The organism is Acinetobacter junii CIP 64.5, from assembly GCF_000368765.1.
GTDB lineage: Bacteria > Pseudomonadota > Gammaproteobacteria > Pseudomonadales > Moraxellaceae > Acinetobacter > Acinetobacter junii.
The window spans coordinates 128,412-143,889 of sequence record NZ_KB849653.1; the positions used below are offsets into that span (position 1 = coordinate 128,412).

At 38.3% G+C, this 15,478-nt stretch carries 13 protein-coding genes; 9 read left to right on the plus strand and 4 right to left on the minus strand.

Annotation, left to right across the window (positions count from 1 at the left end; genetic code table 11):
* Nucleotides 1–12 precede the first annotated feature (12 nt).
* Complete coding sequence (locus F948_RS00620; RefSeq protein WP_004916897.1) at nucleotides 13–1,818, plus strand: ABC transporter ATP-binding protein; 1,806 nt, start codon at nucleotides 13–15, stop codon at nucleotides 1,816–1,818.
* An 82-nt stretch (nucleotides 1,819–1,900) separates the two neighbouring features.
* Here F948_RS00620 and F948_RS00625 read toward each other — a convergent pair whose 3' ends face one another.
* Complete coding sequence (locus F948_RS00625; RefSeq protein WP_004916894.1) at nucleotides 1,901–2,599, minus strand: YidX family protein; 699 nt, start codon at nucleotides 2,597–2,599, stop codon at nucleotides 1,901–1,903.
* Between the two features lie 300 nt (nucleotides 2,600–2,899).
* On the opposite strand from F948_RS00625, the gene F948_RS00630 reads away from it, so the two are divergent.
* The gene (locus tag F948_RS00630; protein WP_004916891.1) at nucleotides 2,900–3,412 is read left to right on the plus strand and encodes a hypothetical protein; all 513 of its coding nucleotides are present in this window, start codon (nucleotides 2,900–2,902) and stop codon (nucleotides 3,410–3,412) included.
* Nucleotides 3,413–3,467: 55 nt separating this feature from the next.
* Here the strand turns inward: F948_RS00630 and F948_RS00635 are convergent, their stop codons facing one another.
* The 3 genes from F948_RS00635 to fadB all read right to left on the minus strand — a co-directional run bounded on the left by F948_RS00635 (nucleotide 3,468) and on the right by fadB (nucleotide 7,596).
* Nucleotides 3,468–4,091, minus strand: a complete 624-nt coding sequence (locus tag F948_RS00635) for a PH domain-containing protein (RefSeq protein ID WP_004916889.1) — start codon at nucleotides 4,089–4,091, stop codon at nucleotides 3,468–3,470.
* Nucleotides 4,092–4,257: 166 nt separating this feature from the next.
* Complete coding sequence (gene fadA / locus F948_RS00640) at nucleotides 4,258–5,430, minus strand: acetyl-CoA C-acyltransferase FadA (RefSeq protein WP_004916887.1); 1,173 nt, start codon at nucleotides 5,428–5,430, stop codon at nucleotides 4,258–4,260.
* A gap of 12 nt (nucleotides 5,431–5,442) precedes the next feature.
* Nucleotides 5,443–7,596 carry a fatty acid oxidation complex subunit alpha FadB gene (fadB, locus tag F948_RS00645; protein WP_004916885.1) on the minus strand — a complete coding sequence of 718 codons (2,154 nt, stop codon included), beginning with the start codon at nucleotides 7,594–7,596 and terminating at the stop codon, nucleotides 5,443–5,445.
* 650 nt (nucleotides 7,597–8,246) lie between these two features.
* On the opposite strand from fadB, the gene F948_RS00650 reads away from it, so the two are divergent.
* The 7 genes from F948_RS00650 to pgsA all read left to right on the plus strand — a co-directional run bounded on the left by F948_RS00650 (nucleotide 8,247) and on the right by pgsA (nucleotide 15,366).
* The gene (locus tag F948_RS00650; RefSeq protein ID WP_004916884.1) at nucleotides 8,247–9,305 is read left to right on the plus strand and encodes a diguanylate cyclase domain-containing protein; all 1,059 of its coding nucleotides are present in this window, start codon (nucleotides 8,247–8,249) and stop codon (nucleotides 9,303–9,305) included.
* 144 nt (nucleotides 9,306–9,449) lie between these two features.
* Nucleotides 9,450–10,364: a lipid A hydroxylase LpxO gene (gene lpxO / locus F948_RS00655; RefSeq protein ID WP_004916883.1), complete on the plus strand. Its 915-nt coding sequence runs from the start codon at nucleotides 9,450–9,452 to the stop codon at nucleotides 10,362–10,364.
* Between the two features lie 91 nt (nucleotides 10,365–10,455).
* Nucleotides 10,456–10,875 (plus strand): PH domain-containing protein, encoded by a 420-nt coding sequence (locus F948_RS00660; RefSeq protein WP_004958586.1) that lies wholly within the window; start codon nucleotides 10,456–10,458, stop codon nucleotides 10,873–10,875.
* 123 nt (nucleotides 10,876–10,998) lie between these two features.
* Nucleotides 10,999–11,862: a hypothetical protein gene (locus tag F948_RS00665; RefSeq protein WP_004958589.1), complete on the plus strand. Its 864-nt coding sequence runs from the start codon at nucleotides 10,999–11,001 to the stop codon at nucleotides 11,860–11,862.
* A gap of 108 nt (nucleotides 11,863–11,970) precedes the next feature.
* Complete coding sequence (gene uvrC, locus F948_RS00670; protein ID WP_004916878.1) at nucleotides 11,971–13,770, plus strand: excinuclease ABC subunit UvrC; 1,800 nt, start codon at nucleotides 11,971–11,973, stop codon at nucleotides 13,768–13,770.
* A 105-nt stretch (nucleotides 13,771–13,875) separates the two neighbouring features.
* Nucleotides 13,876–14,673, plus strand: a complete 798-nt coding sequence (locus tag F948_RS00675; protein WP_004958591.1) for a thioesterase family protein — start codon at nucleotides 13,876–13,878, stop codon at nucleotides 14,671–14,673.
* A 105-nt stretch (nucleotides 14,674–14,778) separates the two neighbouring features.
* Nucleotides 14,779–15,366, plus strand: a complete 588-nt coding sequence (pgsA, locus tag F948_RS00680) for a CDP-diacylglycerol--glycerol-3-phosphate 3-phosphatidyltransferase (RefSeq protein ID WP_004916874.1) — start codon at nucleotides 14,779–14,781, stop codon at nucleotides 15,364–15,366.
* Nucleotides 15,367–15,478 lie beyond the last annotated feature (112 nt).

A 15,478-nucleotide genomic window follows, 5' to 3' on the forward strand; every position in this document is an offset into this window, starting at 1 on the left:
GACGTTAAAAACATGAATCTATGGCAACTTTTTATCAAAGTTCGACCTTTTGTGAAGCCTTACAGACTATTGGTGATAATCACCTTAATCCTGACTTTGATTGGAGCATTGACCGCTCAGGTTAATGCTTTAACGCTGCAATATGCTGTTGATCAAATCAATCGTTTAGTAGAAGCGGGAGATGGTCTTGCTCAAGGTTGGCATATTTTAGTAACGATCAGTGTTATTTTACTTAGTAAAGAAATTATCAGTACTTTGATTCAGTTTGGGCAAAAGTTATTTGGTGAACGTCTCAGAATCATGGTGTCACAAGATGTTGCCCAAGCAATTATTGAGAAATTTCTAACCTATCGGCTTTCATTTTTCACTCAAGATGACAATCAAGCAGGAAAATTACAAACTCGTATTGATCGTGGTATTGGTTCGATTACACGTTTGATTCAAATCTTCTTTATCGACATTTTGCCTTTATTCAGTAGCGCGATTCTCGCATTGGGTTTGATGTTCTATGCTAATTTTTGGATTGGGCTAGTCGCCCTAAGTATCGTGCCGATTTATTTTTGGTTGACCTTTAAACAAGCGCAGAAATTAGGTGGAGTAAGACGGAGTTTAAGAGATGGTCGTGAGCGGAAAAGTCAGGGTATTCTGAGTATTATTAATTCGATCACAGTCATTAAGTCGTTTAACCGTGAACAAGTTGAAGCTGAAAAACAACTGATCTTACAAAAGCAGCTTACTGATAATCAGATGCACACGCGTCAAATTAGTTTTATTTTTGATGGCGTTAAAACTTTTACTGAGCAAATTGGGATCGTTTTTATCATTATCCTTACCGCGTATTTTGTGTTGATTGGCGACATGAGTATCGGGATGATTATGTTTCATATTTTGCTATTTAATAATGTTTCAGCTCCTATTCGCTCATTGCATCGTATTTATGATGAGGTCAATGATGCCATGATTTATGCGGAAAGTTTTTTTCAGATTCTTGAGGCGGATAATGAGATTGAAACCTCAGGACAGCAGAAACCTTCACAACTCAGTGGAAAGTTTGAGTTAAAACAGGTAGATTTCTTCTATCCAAATGGTCATCATGCGCTTAAAGAAATTAGTATGACCATACAACCCAATAAAATTACAGCACTGGTAGGATTATCTGGTGCAGGCAAATCAACTTTAATCAGCTTATTGGATAAATTTTATTTACCGCAGACAGGACAAATTCTGTTGGATGGTATTGATTTGAATGATATGGATACTCAATATTTGCGAGATCATATTGGTTTGGTGCTGCAAAAAAATCATATCTTTCAGGGCACGATACAAGACAATATTTGCTATGGAAAAATGGATGCAAGTGAAGACGAAATTATCCAAGCTGCTAAAAAAGCATCGATCCATGAGCAAATTTTAAAGTTACCTAAAGGTTATCAATCTGATGCATTGTTATTGTCGGGTGGACAACAGCAACGAATCGCAATAGCACGTATGTTTCTGAAAGATCCACCGATTATTTTTCTAGATGAACCCACAGCGAGTTTGGATGCAATCGCAACAGAGCAGATTAAGCACAGTTTAGATGAAATCAAACAAGGTAGAACTGTGATTATTATCTCTCATAGTCTTTCTCAGATCATAGATGCTGACTACACCTATGTCATGCAAGATGGTGCCATTGTTGAGCATGGTGAACATCATCAACTTTATCAGCAACAGGGTGTATATAAAGATATTTTTGATGCGATGGCAAAAAGCCTAAATATCGAAAAGATCGCTAAAACTTTTGATAATGAAGGCGAAGAAGAAACACATAGTTGATATGACGCATTGATTTAGAATCAACATAGTAGGAAGGTCTTTGAGTATCTTTCAGAACAATGATCAAAGACCTATTTTTTATTTAATCAAAAATCTTTTCAGCTGCTTGGAACGGTAAGCTCACTACATCAATCGCCACTGCAAATGGCAACAAAACGAGTTTTTCAAAAGGATTCATACCTGATTTAGAGCTATAAGTTTCTTGTTTGTGGGTATAAATCGAGACTTGATAAGGTTTACTCAATGCTTTTAATGAACTGAGATTGTTTGCGGCAGGGTAGACTACCCCCGCCAATTTAATATCAAAACAAAAGCGTTGCGCTTGCATACGTTCGTCACTAGATGATGAACATTCTTTGGCACCATTCTCTATGAAAAATTCTAAGTCCTTTTTGCTCAGGTCTTCTTTAAGTTTTACATAAGACAGCGGCAATGTACCTGAGAAATTTCCATCATTCTTTTCCGAATAGAAGTTGAGTTCTCTGGTGATTTGAATGTTTTTAGGATCAAGTTTATTGATCAAACTGACAAACTGAGTGCCGCCTTGCGTCAGGATATAACTGTTTTTTTGCCCTGCAATCACAATACTGTCTTTCGGTAAGTTCGCAGATGCTTGCGCAGGTCGTCCGAATGCAACGACATTGTCCTCAACTAACATGACACGTTCAGTACGAGTATAGGTTTTACTGTCTTTAGTAATAAGGGTTTTAGTTGCACATCCAGTTAAAGCAACGCCTGTTAGCATGCAGATCATTGTTATTTTTGCTGATGTTGACGACATCCATTTACTCCTAATATTTTGAATTTTAAATTTAAAAAAGAACAAAAAAATGAAAATAGCTCTTAGGACAATAATCAAAAAAGGCGATATATGCGAGGTTTTTTTTGCGTTGAAATTTGATTTTTTACAAACATCTAACAGATGAGTCTATTTTAATTTTTTTATCTAAAGTTTAAAATTTTAATGAAATTTACCGTTTATCTGACCTCTGCTGAATAAAACAGCACTTTGTTGTAGCCTATAGGTAGATGCTTTTATTTAATCTCATCACGGATTTGATGACTGAGTTTTGGAGCAGAAATGAACTTACTCAAACGATCATTGCTGATTACGATGTTAACTTATATCGGTATTGCCACTGTTCAAGCCGAAGAACAGGTAGGTTCTTTGCCTACGATTCGGATCATGGCAGAATCAGAGCTACGTGAAGAGGTTGGATTGGTTCCTTTTCAGGAAGATATCAAAGTCCGCCAAGCCCTACAACATTATATAAACAAGCAGCAGACTGATATTCAAAATGCTCAACTCACCGAAGTCACAACTTCGATGGATTATCAGCCGAGAACCGTACAGCCTGATTTATCTCAAGTTTCACCTTTTTTAGAAGATTATATTATGGCTGTTGCGATGGGCTTTCAGTCATCTAATCCAAGTAATGGGGTCTTCAAAATGTTAGAACCCCTCAATATTAATCGGGATAATGCGAACGCATTTCGTGAAGGTACTATAAAAGTAAGTTTGGATGATCTATTAAAATTACAACAACAAATTGAAGCGGGTTTGAAAACACCTCAGAACTTTCTAACACGTTAACTTAAATCATATGTTGAGATAAAAAATCCCCGTAATAGTACGGGGATTTTTTTATTTATTCTTTTATATATCGCTCAAAAATTGCAGAAAAATCATAGTTTTCAATCTTTTTACGATGCTCAGTCAGTTTTGTTTCAACTTGAATCGTTGTTTGTGAAATGATACTTGGTAAATTTAATAACACTTGCTCAGGAAGTTCACGCAACGAGAACATATTATTTACAGCTTGTTGTGTTGAAAAAAGCAATGATGATTGGCGCTCGATTTCTTTACAAGCCTCACCAATGCTAAACAGTGCTTTATATAAATCGCGCACTTTTTCAATTTGTGATTTTTCAATATCAATTGAATATGCTGCACCGCCTAGATGGAACTTGAGTTCTACATCACGGTCTACTGTACCTGCAGTTTCGAGCTGAACATGACTGATTTGATAATGTTTGTAGGGATATCGGTTTAAAGTACGTTTTTTACTTACAGCACTTGTACCATCGAGATGGATGAAAGCAGAGTTTGTGAAACAATATTCATCAGTTTTGGCTTTGATTAGGAAAAAGATTTTTTCGTTATCTTCATGAAAAATATAGTCATCAATATCTGTTTTGTCATAGTCTCTTGGTTCGATGATCCGACCAATGTCGCTTGTCCCCATTAAATCTGCTGCCATATTTTTAAACATTGTTAGAGCCTTATAATTTTTGGAAATCCGATATTAATCTGATGCCACTTTGTTTGTCTATAGACTTTATTTGGGTTGATCGCTGTTTTAAATTCTCTAATAAATAGAATTGGTTATAAAAAAATCCCCGCACATGGCGGGGATTTTTCTTTTATCTCAGTGTCGATTAAACACGTTCGATAATTGTCGCGATACCTTGACCAAGACCGATACACATAGTCGCAAGACCAATTTGTGTATCTTGTTGTTCCATCACGTTCAACAATGTAGTAGTGATACGAGCACCAGAACAGCCTAATGGGTGACCTAATGCAATCGCACCACCATTCAAGTTAATGATGTCTTGTTTATCATAGATGCCTAAGCCTTTCATTACTGATAAGCCTTGAGCAGCAAATGCTTCGTTTAATTCGATAGTTTGGATATCCGCCATCGTTAAACCAGCACGTTTAAGCGCTTTTTGAGTTGCTGGAACTGGACCGTAACCCATGATCGCAGCATCACATCCTGCAATAGCCATAGAACGAATCACAGCACGTGCTTTTAAACCAAGCGCTTGAGCACGTTCAGCAGACATAACTAACATTGCAGAAGCACCGTCAGAAAGAGCAGAAGAAGTTGCTGCTGTTACTGAACCACCTTTAGGATCGAAAACTGGTTTCAACGCTTTGAATGCTTCAAGGTTTGCGTCAGCACGAATCACTTCGTCGATGTCGCAAAGGATTTTGAAACCATTTGCATCATGACCTTCAACACCAACGATTTCGTTTTTAAAACGACCTTCTTGTGTTGCAGCCCATGCACGACGGTGAGATTCAACACCGAACGCATCTTGTTCTTCACGAGAGATACCGTTCATACGACCTAACATTTCAGCCGTTAAGCCCATCATGTTAGATGCTTTTGCATAGTGTTTAGATGCTTCAGGGTTAAGGTCGATGCCGTGCATCATACCTACGTGACCCATATGCTCTACACCACCGATGATGAAGATGTCACCTTGGTTGGTCGCAATTTGTGCAGCAGCAGTATGAAGTGCTTGCATAGAAGAACCACAAAGACGGTTAACGGTTTGACCGCCAGCAGTCTTTGGAATATCAGCTAATAAACCAATGTTACGAGCAATGTTCATACCTTGCTCTAAAGTTTGGTTTACACAACCCCAAATGATGTCTTCAACTTCGTTGGTATCAAACTGGTTACGAGCAACAAGTGCACGTACTAATTCAGCAGATAAACTGTCGGCACGTACATTGCGGAACATACCGTTACGTGATTTGCCCATGGCAGAACGAACGCCATCAACAATCACAACGTCACGTGGATTTAAAGTAGCCATTCACGTCGCTCCTTAACCGTAGAATTTTTTGTTGTTAGCAGCCATGTCACGCAACATTTGTGGCGCTTCATAAGCTTTACCTAAGTGTGCATATTTGTCGCAAAGCGCAACGTATTCAGCAACACCAGTTTGGTCGATATAACGGCATGGACCACCACGGAATGGAGGGAAACCTACACCCATGATCATCGCCATATCTGCTTCAGAAGCAGTTGCAACGATGTTGTCTTCTAAGCAACGAACTGTTTCGTTACAGAAAGCAAGCATCATACGGTCAATGATTTCTTGTGGATCAAATTCACGTTTTTCGCCAGTCACGAAAGGCGCAATGATTTCGTAAGCTGTTGGGTCAACAGTTTTCGCTTTCTTACCTTTCTTGTCTAACACATATTTGTAGAAACCAACATCGTTCTTTTGACCAAGACGTTTTGCTTCGTACATCGCTTGGATAGAACCTTTGTAATCTGGCTTCATACGGTCAGGGAAACCTTCAGCCATCACTTCTGCGCCATGTACACCTGTATCGATACCAACAACGTCGATCAAGTATGCAGGACCCATAGGCCAACCGAATTTCGCCATTACATTATCCACTTGCTGGAAGTCAGCACCGTCTTTAACGAGTAGGTCGAATGCACCAAAGTAAGGGAACAATACACGGTTAACTAAGAAACCTGGGCAGTCGTTCACAACGATTGGTGTTTTACCCATTTTCTGAGCAAGAACAACAGTAGTTGCAATCGCTTCATCAGATGTCTTCTCACCACGGATCACTTCTACCAATGGCATCATGTGTACTGGGTTAAAGAAGTGCATACCAACGAAGTTTTCAGGACGTTGTAATGCTTTCGCCAAACGCGTAATTGAAATCGTAGACGTGTTAGAAGCAATAATCGTGTTTTCACGAACATTCTTCTCAGTGTCTGCAAGTACGATTTCTTTTACTTTTGGATTTTCAGTCACTGCTTCGATCACGATATCCACTTCTTTAAACTCATCGTAGCTTAAAGTTGGACGAATGCGAGCAAGTGTTTCGCCCATTTGTGCAGGTTTCATTTTGTTGCGTTCAACTTGCTTTGTTAGCAAGCCGTTCGCTTCTTTCATACCTAATGCAAGTTGTGGGTTCCCAATATCTTTCATGATGATTGGAGTGCCTTTGCTTGCCGCTTGGTAAGCAATACCACCACCCATGATACCCGCACCTAATACAGCTGCTTGGTTTACAGGATGAGCACCTTTTTCATATTTTTTCGCAGTTTTCTTCACAACTTGGTCATTGATGAATAAACCGATAAGTGCGCCAGCTTGTGGTGTGATCGCAGCTTTAGCGAAACCTTGAGCTTCTGCTTTTAATGCATCATTACGTGTAAGGTTTGCACCTGCTTGTAATGAGTCAAGCAATAACTTAGGAGCAGGGTATTGTGCAGGATTTGCTTTAGCAAGAACCGCACCTTTTGCTGTATTGAACGCCATCATTTGTTCAAGTGGGTTCAATTTAATTGCGTCTAATTTTTCTTGACGCTTTGCTTTCCAGTTCAAACGACCAGCAAGTGCTTGTTTAACTAAGTCAACAGCAGCTTCTTGAAGTTTGTCAGCAGCAACAACTGCATCTACAGCACCATCTTTAAGCGCAGCAGCTGGCTTCTTAGGATTCGCCATTGCCATCCATTCAACAGCATTGTCGATACCGATCAAACGGCTTAAACGAACGCTACCACCGAAACCAGGATAGATACCAAGTTTGATTTCTGGTAAGCCAACTTGTGCCTGCTCAGACATGACACGGTAGTCACACACTAAGCACATTTCAAAACCGCCACCCAATGCTGTGCCATTGATTGCAGCAACTTTAGGGATGTCTAAATCTTCAAAGCTATTGAAGACGTCATGTACAGGCATAAGCCAATCAACAATTGCTTGTTCACCAGCAGCGAAGTTGTCGCCAAATTCAGTAATGTCAGCACCAACGATAAATGTTGATTTACCAGAAGTAACAACTAAGCCTTTAATGTCGTTATTGGCTTTAACTGCAGCAATCGCTGCCTGGAAGTCTTCGATGGTTGCACGGTTAAATTTATTAACCGACTCACCTTGTAGGTCAAAGCGGAATTCTGCAATTCCGTCCGCAAGCATTTGGACGGTAATGGCATTGCCAGCGTGGATCATGCCTGATCTCCTTGTTGTGGAGGATTCTAAGTTGATGTCATAAAGCTTATGCGCCTGAAAGGGCGCAAAAATGCTTCGCTAATCTTACGATAACTATATCCAAAAAGAACATAACAAGTTGTATCAAGCCGTGACGCGAGGGTCATCTATTGTTTTGATGGATCATTTTTTATTATTTTAATTAATTTAAATCAATGGTTTATTGTTGTTTATAATGATGATTGTAAATAAAAAATGCTGAAATGAATAAAATAATCTCCATAAGTACTTACAACAATAAATTTATCTAAAACAGTCATTTACTGTGGAATATGTGCTTTCTTAAAGGAATAGATATTAAATTTTATTTGTTCAAAGGCAAATTCTTTATTTTGGTCTATTTCTTGCTGCATTTTGAGAAGAAAATCACATTTAGCGCTAGAACCTTTAAATAGGGAAGCTGTGGTTCTTTTAAACATTCACAGCATTTATTTTTCATATTGAAACACCGTCATCAGCTGACAAAAAATGTTAGTTAATGCTTGAAGTGGAAAGTGGAAATAAAGGCTAAAATTTAACTAAAGATGGTTTGCACACTCAGAACAAGATAGAACTGAAAATCAATCCAATTCGATTCTCGATAATCTTGTTTGGGGATGAGAGGTGTCAGGATGAAACCAACAGACCAAACCTTGATGAAACAAATGCATATTTCCTCAGAGGAAATAGAGTATCGAAAATCTTTATTATCGTTGACGAATAAAGAACTTCTACAGTTGGTTCAATTAGGCATAAAGCTTGAGCCTTTATTTGATCAAGTTGTGATGGAGTTTTATCAACAACAAACTTCAGTAGACGAAATTGCAACTTTGATTGGAGATGTAGATACCTTATCTCGTTTACAACGTGCGCAACGACAATACGTCACTGAGTTATTTTCTGGGACTTATGATGCCAATTACGTTAACAACCGTCTAAGGATTGGTTTAGTGCATAAGCGGATCGGTGTAGAACCCAAATTATATTTATCGGCGATTTATCATCTCAAAACTAGATTAATGACTTTGGTGTATGAGCAAATTGGACATACAGATGAATATCATCAAGTTGTGCAAACTCTAGAAAAACTATTCATGTTTGATATTTCTTTAGTTGTTGAAACCTATGTTTGGAGTTTAGTCAGTGAAATCAAATCGTCTAAAGAGAAAATTGAACAATATGCCAATGTCCTCGAAGATCGCGCACAACAAATGGAAGCATTGTCACAAACTGATCCTCTGACAGGTTTACTGAATGTTCGACATTTAAATAGTATTTTGAATGCAACTATATGTACGGCTGAACATACTTTAGAACCTGTGACGGTGGTATTTATTGATATTAATGATTTCAAAATGATCAACGATACATTTGGGCACCCACGTGGCGATCAAATTTTAAAAATAGTGGCAGATGGTATCCGCTATGTTGCTCGACTTGATGATCATTGTTTTCGATGCGGAGGTGATGAATTTTGTATCATTTTCCCAAGATGTACAGAATCTCAAGCGATAGAGAGTTTTGTACCTCGTTTGGAGCAATATATTCGCCAAATAGAACCTTCAATTAGCTTGAGTATCGGTGTCAAACAAACCGATCATGTTGAAGGGTATATTGATGCAACAACATTAATCCATGAAGCCGATGCAAGAATGTATCAGGTGAAAAAAGAGCTTAAAACAAAAATATAGTTTTTAAAAAAAGTTATTAAGTTTTTGAAAAATAGAATTAAAAAAAATTAACTCGCTATCCAAGTCGGAGTTTGAGTAAAAGCGGCTAGAAATTGTGAGGGATGGTGTTAAAATTTGGCGATTAATTTTTAAGTGCCGATATCAATGATTAAATGGATCATATTAGCGATCTTTATCATTTCGGCGTTGTATATTCAGCGTCGTGGTAAAGTTAAGCATTCGTTTTATCGTCAATTTTTTGACCATTCTACTGTGCTCGCACCGATTAATTTCTTAATGTACATGTTTTCTAAAGTACCGAATCAACCTTATATCGATACTCAATATTTCAAAGACCTAAAAATTTTAGATGAAAATTGGGAAATGATTCGTGATGAGGCGAAAGCTTTATACGACAAGGGTGGGATTAAAGCTTCAAGTAGTTACGATGATTTAGGTTTTAACTCATTTTTTAAAACAGGTTGGAAGCGTTTTTATCTTAAATGGTACGATTCTGCGCATCCGTCAGCTGCAGAGCTTTGCCCAAAAACGACGGCTTTGTTGAAAACATTGCCAAGTATTAAAGCTGCGATGTTTACCGAGTTGGCACCAGATAGTCGTTTAGTACGACATCGTGACCCTTATGCAGGTTCGTTGCGTTATCATTTAGGTTTGATTACGCCAAATGATGACCGTTGCTTTATTGATGTGGATGGCGAACGTTATTCATGGCGTGATGGTGAAAGTGTTGTGTTTGATGAAACCTACATTCACTACGCTGAAAATAAAACAGATCAAAACCGTATTATCTTTTTCGCTGATGTAGAGCGTCCATTAAAGACGCGTTTTATGGAAAAGTTTAATCACTGGTTTGGTAAAAGTGTGATGACTGCTGCGAGTTCACCTAATGAAGCAGGTGACCAAACAGGTGGTTTAAATAAAGTTTTTAGTTATGTTTACCAAATCCGAATTAAAGCCAAAGCATTAAAGAAATCAAACCGCCAACTTTATTACTTTTTAAAGTGGTTCTTAATGTTAGGGTTATTCTTCCTTATTTTTATACGTCCCTATGTATTTTAATGAGTGAAATCAAAACGCCCAACAGGGCGTTTTTTATTTGCTCTCGTTATAAAATACGTTTAAATGAGTGAATTTTATCGAGGTACAAAGTATGCAGACATTTCGTTCGAAAATAGATTGGTGGTTATGGGGAATAGTTATTGCGACGACAGGTTTACTGCTGCAGTTTTTATGGACGATGTATATTAAAGGAACCATGCAAGAATACCCTGAGCATGCAGTTATATATTTTCTAACGATTGGATTGCTCTGGTGGCCGATCTTAAACACTCGTTATGTTGTGACTGAACATGAACTGACGATTCATTCGATGTGGTTTAAATGGAGAATAAATAAGAAGGATATTGTTGAGCTTACAAGCACACATCATCTGACCTCGTCCCCAGCTCTATCTTTGGATCGTTTACGCATTGATTATAAAAAGAATGGTATAGCAACTTATATTTTGGTATCACCTAAAAATAAAGAGGCTTTCTGTCAGGCAATACAGTCAGTACTCACTAAAAAATAGATTGATAATTTCGCATTTCATGTTGAATAGAAAACTTATTTTTAAAAAGAGCGATATTTTTTTAGTTGTACCAGATAGTATAATTTGGATAAAATTTGATATTTAAAATCATGAGAAAATATAATGAAAAAACAGCTATTGATTAGTTTAAGTATTTTAAGTTTAGTGGCTTGTACTGAAGAAATTGATGATATTTATGGAACTGTTGATCCTCAAAATAAAGCTTTTTATAGTTATGATCTTTCAGCTGCAAATGAGTCTAATAAACTGACAAAGAAATCGTATCAAGTGGATAAAAATAATGATCTTTTAATTACTTATACCGAAACACCAAAATTACAGACTGAAGCGCTTCGAAACTTTATTACTAGCAATGGGATATCAACCATATTTCCACCGCAAAATACCACTGGTGCTTATATCGTAGGTCGTAAAGCCGTATTCAGTGATAGTGTTTTAGAGTATGAACCTTATAATTTAGAACAGAGAACAGCATTTAAACTTACTTATCAGCTCAAGAAGATTGACTTGTCTGGCTTAGAGGTTTCTGACTATGTACGTTATTTTTTAAGACAAGCGACAGCATCATCGTTCATAAGCGATGTAACACTAGAAATTATTCAAGGACTATTGTTTGCCAGTCAGGATAAATTCCCTGCAGGTGCAACATGTTGGCAAAAACAAGTTCAGTTGAGTACTCAAGATTATATTGAATCTTATCCAACGCAAAATCTTGCGCATGTCAGTACCAGTAGTACTGTTCAAAATCAGGGTATTTGGCAAAATGCATCATGGACAGCATATCAACCTAGTACAGAGTTTAATTTAGCGGATACGCGAATTCGTCATCAAGCACGTGAGTATTGGGGTTTTTACCATACGATGAGAGAGGTGAATCCAATTACTCCGACAAATGAACTCGCTTGTGATTTCTTTAATGAGTCAGCATTTAAGAGCGTTGATAAAGTATTGAGTCGAGTTTTTTAATTATCGGTGTAATTTGAGCCATTGAGTTGATGGATTTTAGCTCAATTCACTTGAAATTGATTTATGCAGACTACATCATCAAACCAATACTGATCATGAAAGTCTGCTGTGAATCCAAACGCGCGTGAACACATTGAAAAAATACTGACTCATATGACCCAATTGCCTGGTGTGTACAAAATGCTAGGCAAAGATGGGGAGTTACTATATGTCGGTAAAGCGAAGAATCTAAAAAATCGTGTCTCCAGCTATTTTGTTAAAACAATTGAACATCCCAAAACACAAGCTTTGGTTGCACGTATTTATGATATCGAGACATTGATCGTTCGTTCCGAAACTGAAGCGCTACTATTAGAACAAAATCTTATCAAATTACATCGTCCGCCATATAACATCATGCTGCGGGACGATAAGTCCTATGTCTATATCTTTGTTTCCGCAGATAAACCTTATCCTCGTATTGCCAGTGGGCGAGGTAAAGGTAAGCATCAAATCGGAAAATTTTTTGGTCCTTATCCAAGTGCTTACAGCGCGCGAGATACTCTATTAACCTTACAAAAACTATTTAATGTAAGACAGTGTGAAAATAGCTATTTTTCTCAACGCAAACGCCCTTGTCTACAATATCAAATCAAACGGTGTACAGCACCATGTGTGGGGTTAATTAGCCCAGAAGATTATAAAGAAGATGTTGATAATTCAATTCGCTTCTTACAAGGTGATACCAAAGAACTGAATCAGGAATTAATCGGCAAAATGGAGCAAGCGGCAGAAGCTCTTGAGTTCGAAAAAGCGGTATTTTATCGAGATCGGTTGTCTTTATTACGTGAAGTTCAAGCACAACAAGCGGTATTTAAAATAAAAGGTGAGGCTGATATTTTAGCGATTGCCTATCAAGCGGGTGTCACCTGCGTACAAATCATGTATGTGCGTAATGGTCGTATGTTGGGAGGAAAAAGCTATTTTCCAGATATGTTGGGCGATGATCTTGGACAAATGCTCAGTGATTTTATTGCCAACTTCTACTTCCAAGTGGCAGATGAAATCCCTTCAGAGTTGATTGTGAATGTCGAACTTCCTGATCGAGTTCAACTCGAAGAAGCGTTACAACAAACCTTTGAGAAGAAAGTTCAGATCAAGCACAAAGTTCGAGAAACACGGGCTGAGTGGCAAGAGCTTGCACAAATGAACGTGCAGCATGCAATCAAAGGGAAGTTGAGTAATCATTTAGAGTTGAATGAGCGTTTTCATCAACTTGAACAAGTTGCAGGACGTCCGATTGATCGAATTGAATGTTTTGATATTAGTCATACCATGGGGGAAGCACCAATCGCTTCCTGTGTGGTGTTCGATCAAGGTGGAGCGCGGAAAAGAGATTATCGTCAGTTCGCCATTCAGGACATTACCGGTGGTGATGACTATGCAGCGATGCGTCAAGCACTGATTCGTCGTTATAAGAAGAATATGTTACCTGACCTTTTACTGATTGATGGTGGTAAAGGGCAGTTGCATATGGCTATGGATGTCATGCAAGAGCTTGGTCTAGATGCATTTATGATTGGGGTCTCTAAAGGTGAAGGGCGAAAACCAGGTTTAGAAACCTTACATTTTACTGATGGTACAAAGATCCAATTGCCTGAAGACCACAAAGCTTTGCACTTGATTCAGCAAGTTCGAGATGAAGCACATCGTTTTGCCATCACCAAACATAGAGCCAAGCGAGATAAGCGACGTAGTAGTTCTGTATTGGAAGCAATCCCTGGTTTAGGACCTAAACGTCGACGCGATTTATTGACTCATTTTGGCGGTATACAAGGCGTGCTAAAAGCTTCAGAAAAAGAATTAATGCTTGTTCCTGGTTTGGGAGAAGTGATGGCAAGGACGATTTATAAAATTCTTCATGAATAAAAGGGAGGATTGACCGAATCTTCCATAGAGTTATGGATAAATGATCATTCACAAAACTTAAGAAACGTTGAAAGATAAAGTGAATTTGCTCCTTAAGGAATAATAATGTCACTGCTTGGATTGTATCAACAGCTAGAACAACAAGAATGGATTGATATTCCATCAGGATGGTTGCAAGGGCGTACGGTATTTGGTGGTCTTATCGCAGGTCTGCTCATTCAAAAAGCAATTCTTACAGTCAATGATTCAGAAAAACAGCTTTTAAGTTGCAGTGTCAGCTTTGTTGGGCCTGTACAGCAAGGTGTAGCCAAATTGACGGCTGAAGTATTGAGACAAGGGAAATCAGTGACGACACTTGAAATTCGTCTTTGGCAAGTCGATGCAGTGCAAAGTGTTTTAGTCGCAAGCTTCGGTTTGGGGCGAGAGTCGAGAATTGTGGTGAATAACCAACCAACAGTTCCTGACTACGTAACAGCAGATCAACTGGAAAAAATGGTTTATCTTGAAGGTTTGATGCCTGAATGCTTACAACAGTTCGAATTGTGTTGGGCTGAAGGTCATTATCCAATGGCAGGTAGTAAGACACCTGATTTTGGTGGATGGTGTCGTTTTTCTCCTCAATTACACTCAAATCGTGATTTATGTTTGGGTGATTTATTTTCTTTAATGGATGTGTGGCCGCCAGGTGTTTTGCCAATGTATAAAACATCAGCACCAGCGAGCTCTTTAAGTTGGCACATTACATATATACACCCGATTGAAAATCAACTGCATGACTGGTTTAAATATAAAGTCGTTACTGAGTTTGCAGAACACGGTTATTCAACAGAATATGCTTATCTTTGGGATAGTGAAAATCGATTAATTGCAATCCTTAGGCAGACGGTTGCCATTTTTGCCTAGTCGACACTTCCTCGTATTTCGTATAAAGTTGCTTACAGATGGATACAATCTCGGCACAACCTTTGTGCAATATGCATATTTGATGCGACCAACATGGCGGTGTTTATGAGCACAGGGCGAATCCTGAACATTCCTAATATTCTAACATTGGCACGTATTGCCTTTATTCCTGTTTTTTTGGTGATTGCCTATTGGCCACCAGCGATTGGAATTGCTGAGCATCATGGTGGGATGATGCGACATTTGATTTTGACCGCGATCTTTGTCCTTGCAGCTGTAACAGATTGGTTTGATGGCTACCTCGCAAGGACATTAAATCAAACATCGGCTTTTGGACGCTTTCTCGATCCTGTCGCTGATAAATTGATGGTCGCTGCTGCTTTGATTGTTTTGGTTCAATGGCAACCTACAATTTCCATGGCATTTGCTGCGATTGTGATTATTTCTCGTGAAATTACAGTTTCAGCATTGCGTGAATGGATGGCAGAATTGGGTGCAAGAACCAATGTTGCGGTTTCAACCGTAGGTAAATATAAAACTGCCTTTCAAATGATTGCGATTAGCGTATTTTTGTTGAACTGGAAGCCATTAGAAATCTGGGCGTATGCTTTATTGTATGCTGCGGTGATATTAACCTTGTGGTCGATGATTATATATCTACGAGCTGCATGGCCTTATTTAAAACAGCCTTAATTGCTCATCAATCTAATAGCATCAAATCTAAGAAGCTCTCTAACTAGAGGGCTTTTTTATTGCCTCATATACAGCTCAAGAAAAAAGCCCATAACGAATATGAGCTTAGTTC

Bases quoted from the DNA above. Each gene is read 5' to 3' on its own strand.
- F948_RS00650 (WP_004916884.1), top strand. From the start codon at position 8,247: ATGAAACCAACAGACCAAACCTTGATGAAACAAATGCATATTTCCTCA.
- F948_RS00620 (WP_004916897.1), top strand. From the start codon at position 13: ATGAATCTATGGCAACTTTTTATCAAAGTTCGACCTTTTGTGAAGCCT.
- fadB (WP_004916885.1), bottom strand. From the start codon at position 7,596: ATGATCCACGCTGGCAATGCCATTACCGTCCAAATGCTTGCGGACGGA.
- pgsA (WP_004916874.1), top strand. From the start codon at position 14,779: ATGAGCACAGGGCGAATCCTGAACATTCCTAATATTCTAACATTGGCA.
- F948_RS00660 (WP_004958586.1), top strand. From the start codon at position 10,456: ATGCAGACATTTCGTTCGAAAATAGATTGGTGGTTATGGGGAATAGTT.
- F948_RS00635 (WP_004916889.1), bottom strand. From the start codon at position 4,091: ATGTTTAAAAATATGGCAGCAGATTTAATGGGGACAAGCGACATTGGT.
- lpxO (WP_004916883.1), top strand. From the start codon at position 9,450: ATGATTAAATGGATCATATTAGCGATCTTTATCATTTCGGCGTTGTAT.
- fadA (WP_004916887.1), bottom strand. From the start codon at position 5,430: ATGGCTACTTTAAATCCACGTGACGTTGTGATTGTTGATGGCGTTCGT.
- F948_RS00625 (WP_004916894.1), bottom strand. From the start codon at position 2,599: ATGTCGTCAACATCAGCAAAAATAACAATGATCTGCATGCTAACAGGC.
- F948_RS00665 (WP_004958589.1), top strand. From the start codon at position 10,999: ATGAAAAAACAGCTATTGATTAGTTTAAGTATTTTAAGTTTAGTGGCT.
- F948_RS00675 (WP_004958591.1), top strand. From the start codon at position 13,876: ATGTCACTGCTTGGATTGTATCAACAGCTAGAACAACAAGAATGGATT.
- F948_RS00630 (WP_004916891.1), top strand. From the start codon at position 2,900: ATGAACTTACTCAAACGATCATTGCTGATTACGATGTTAACTTATATC.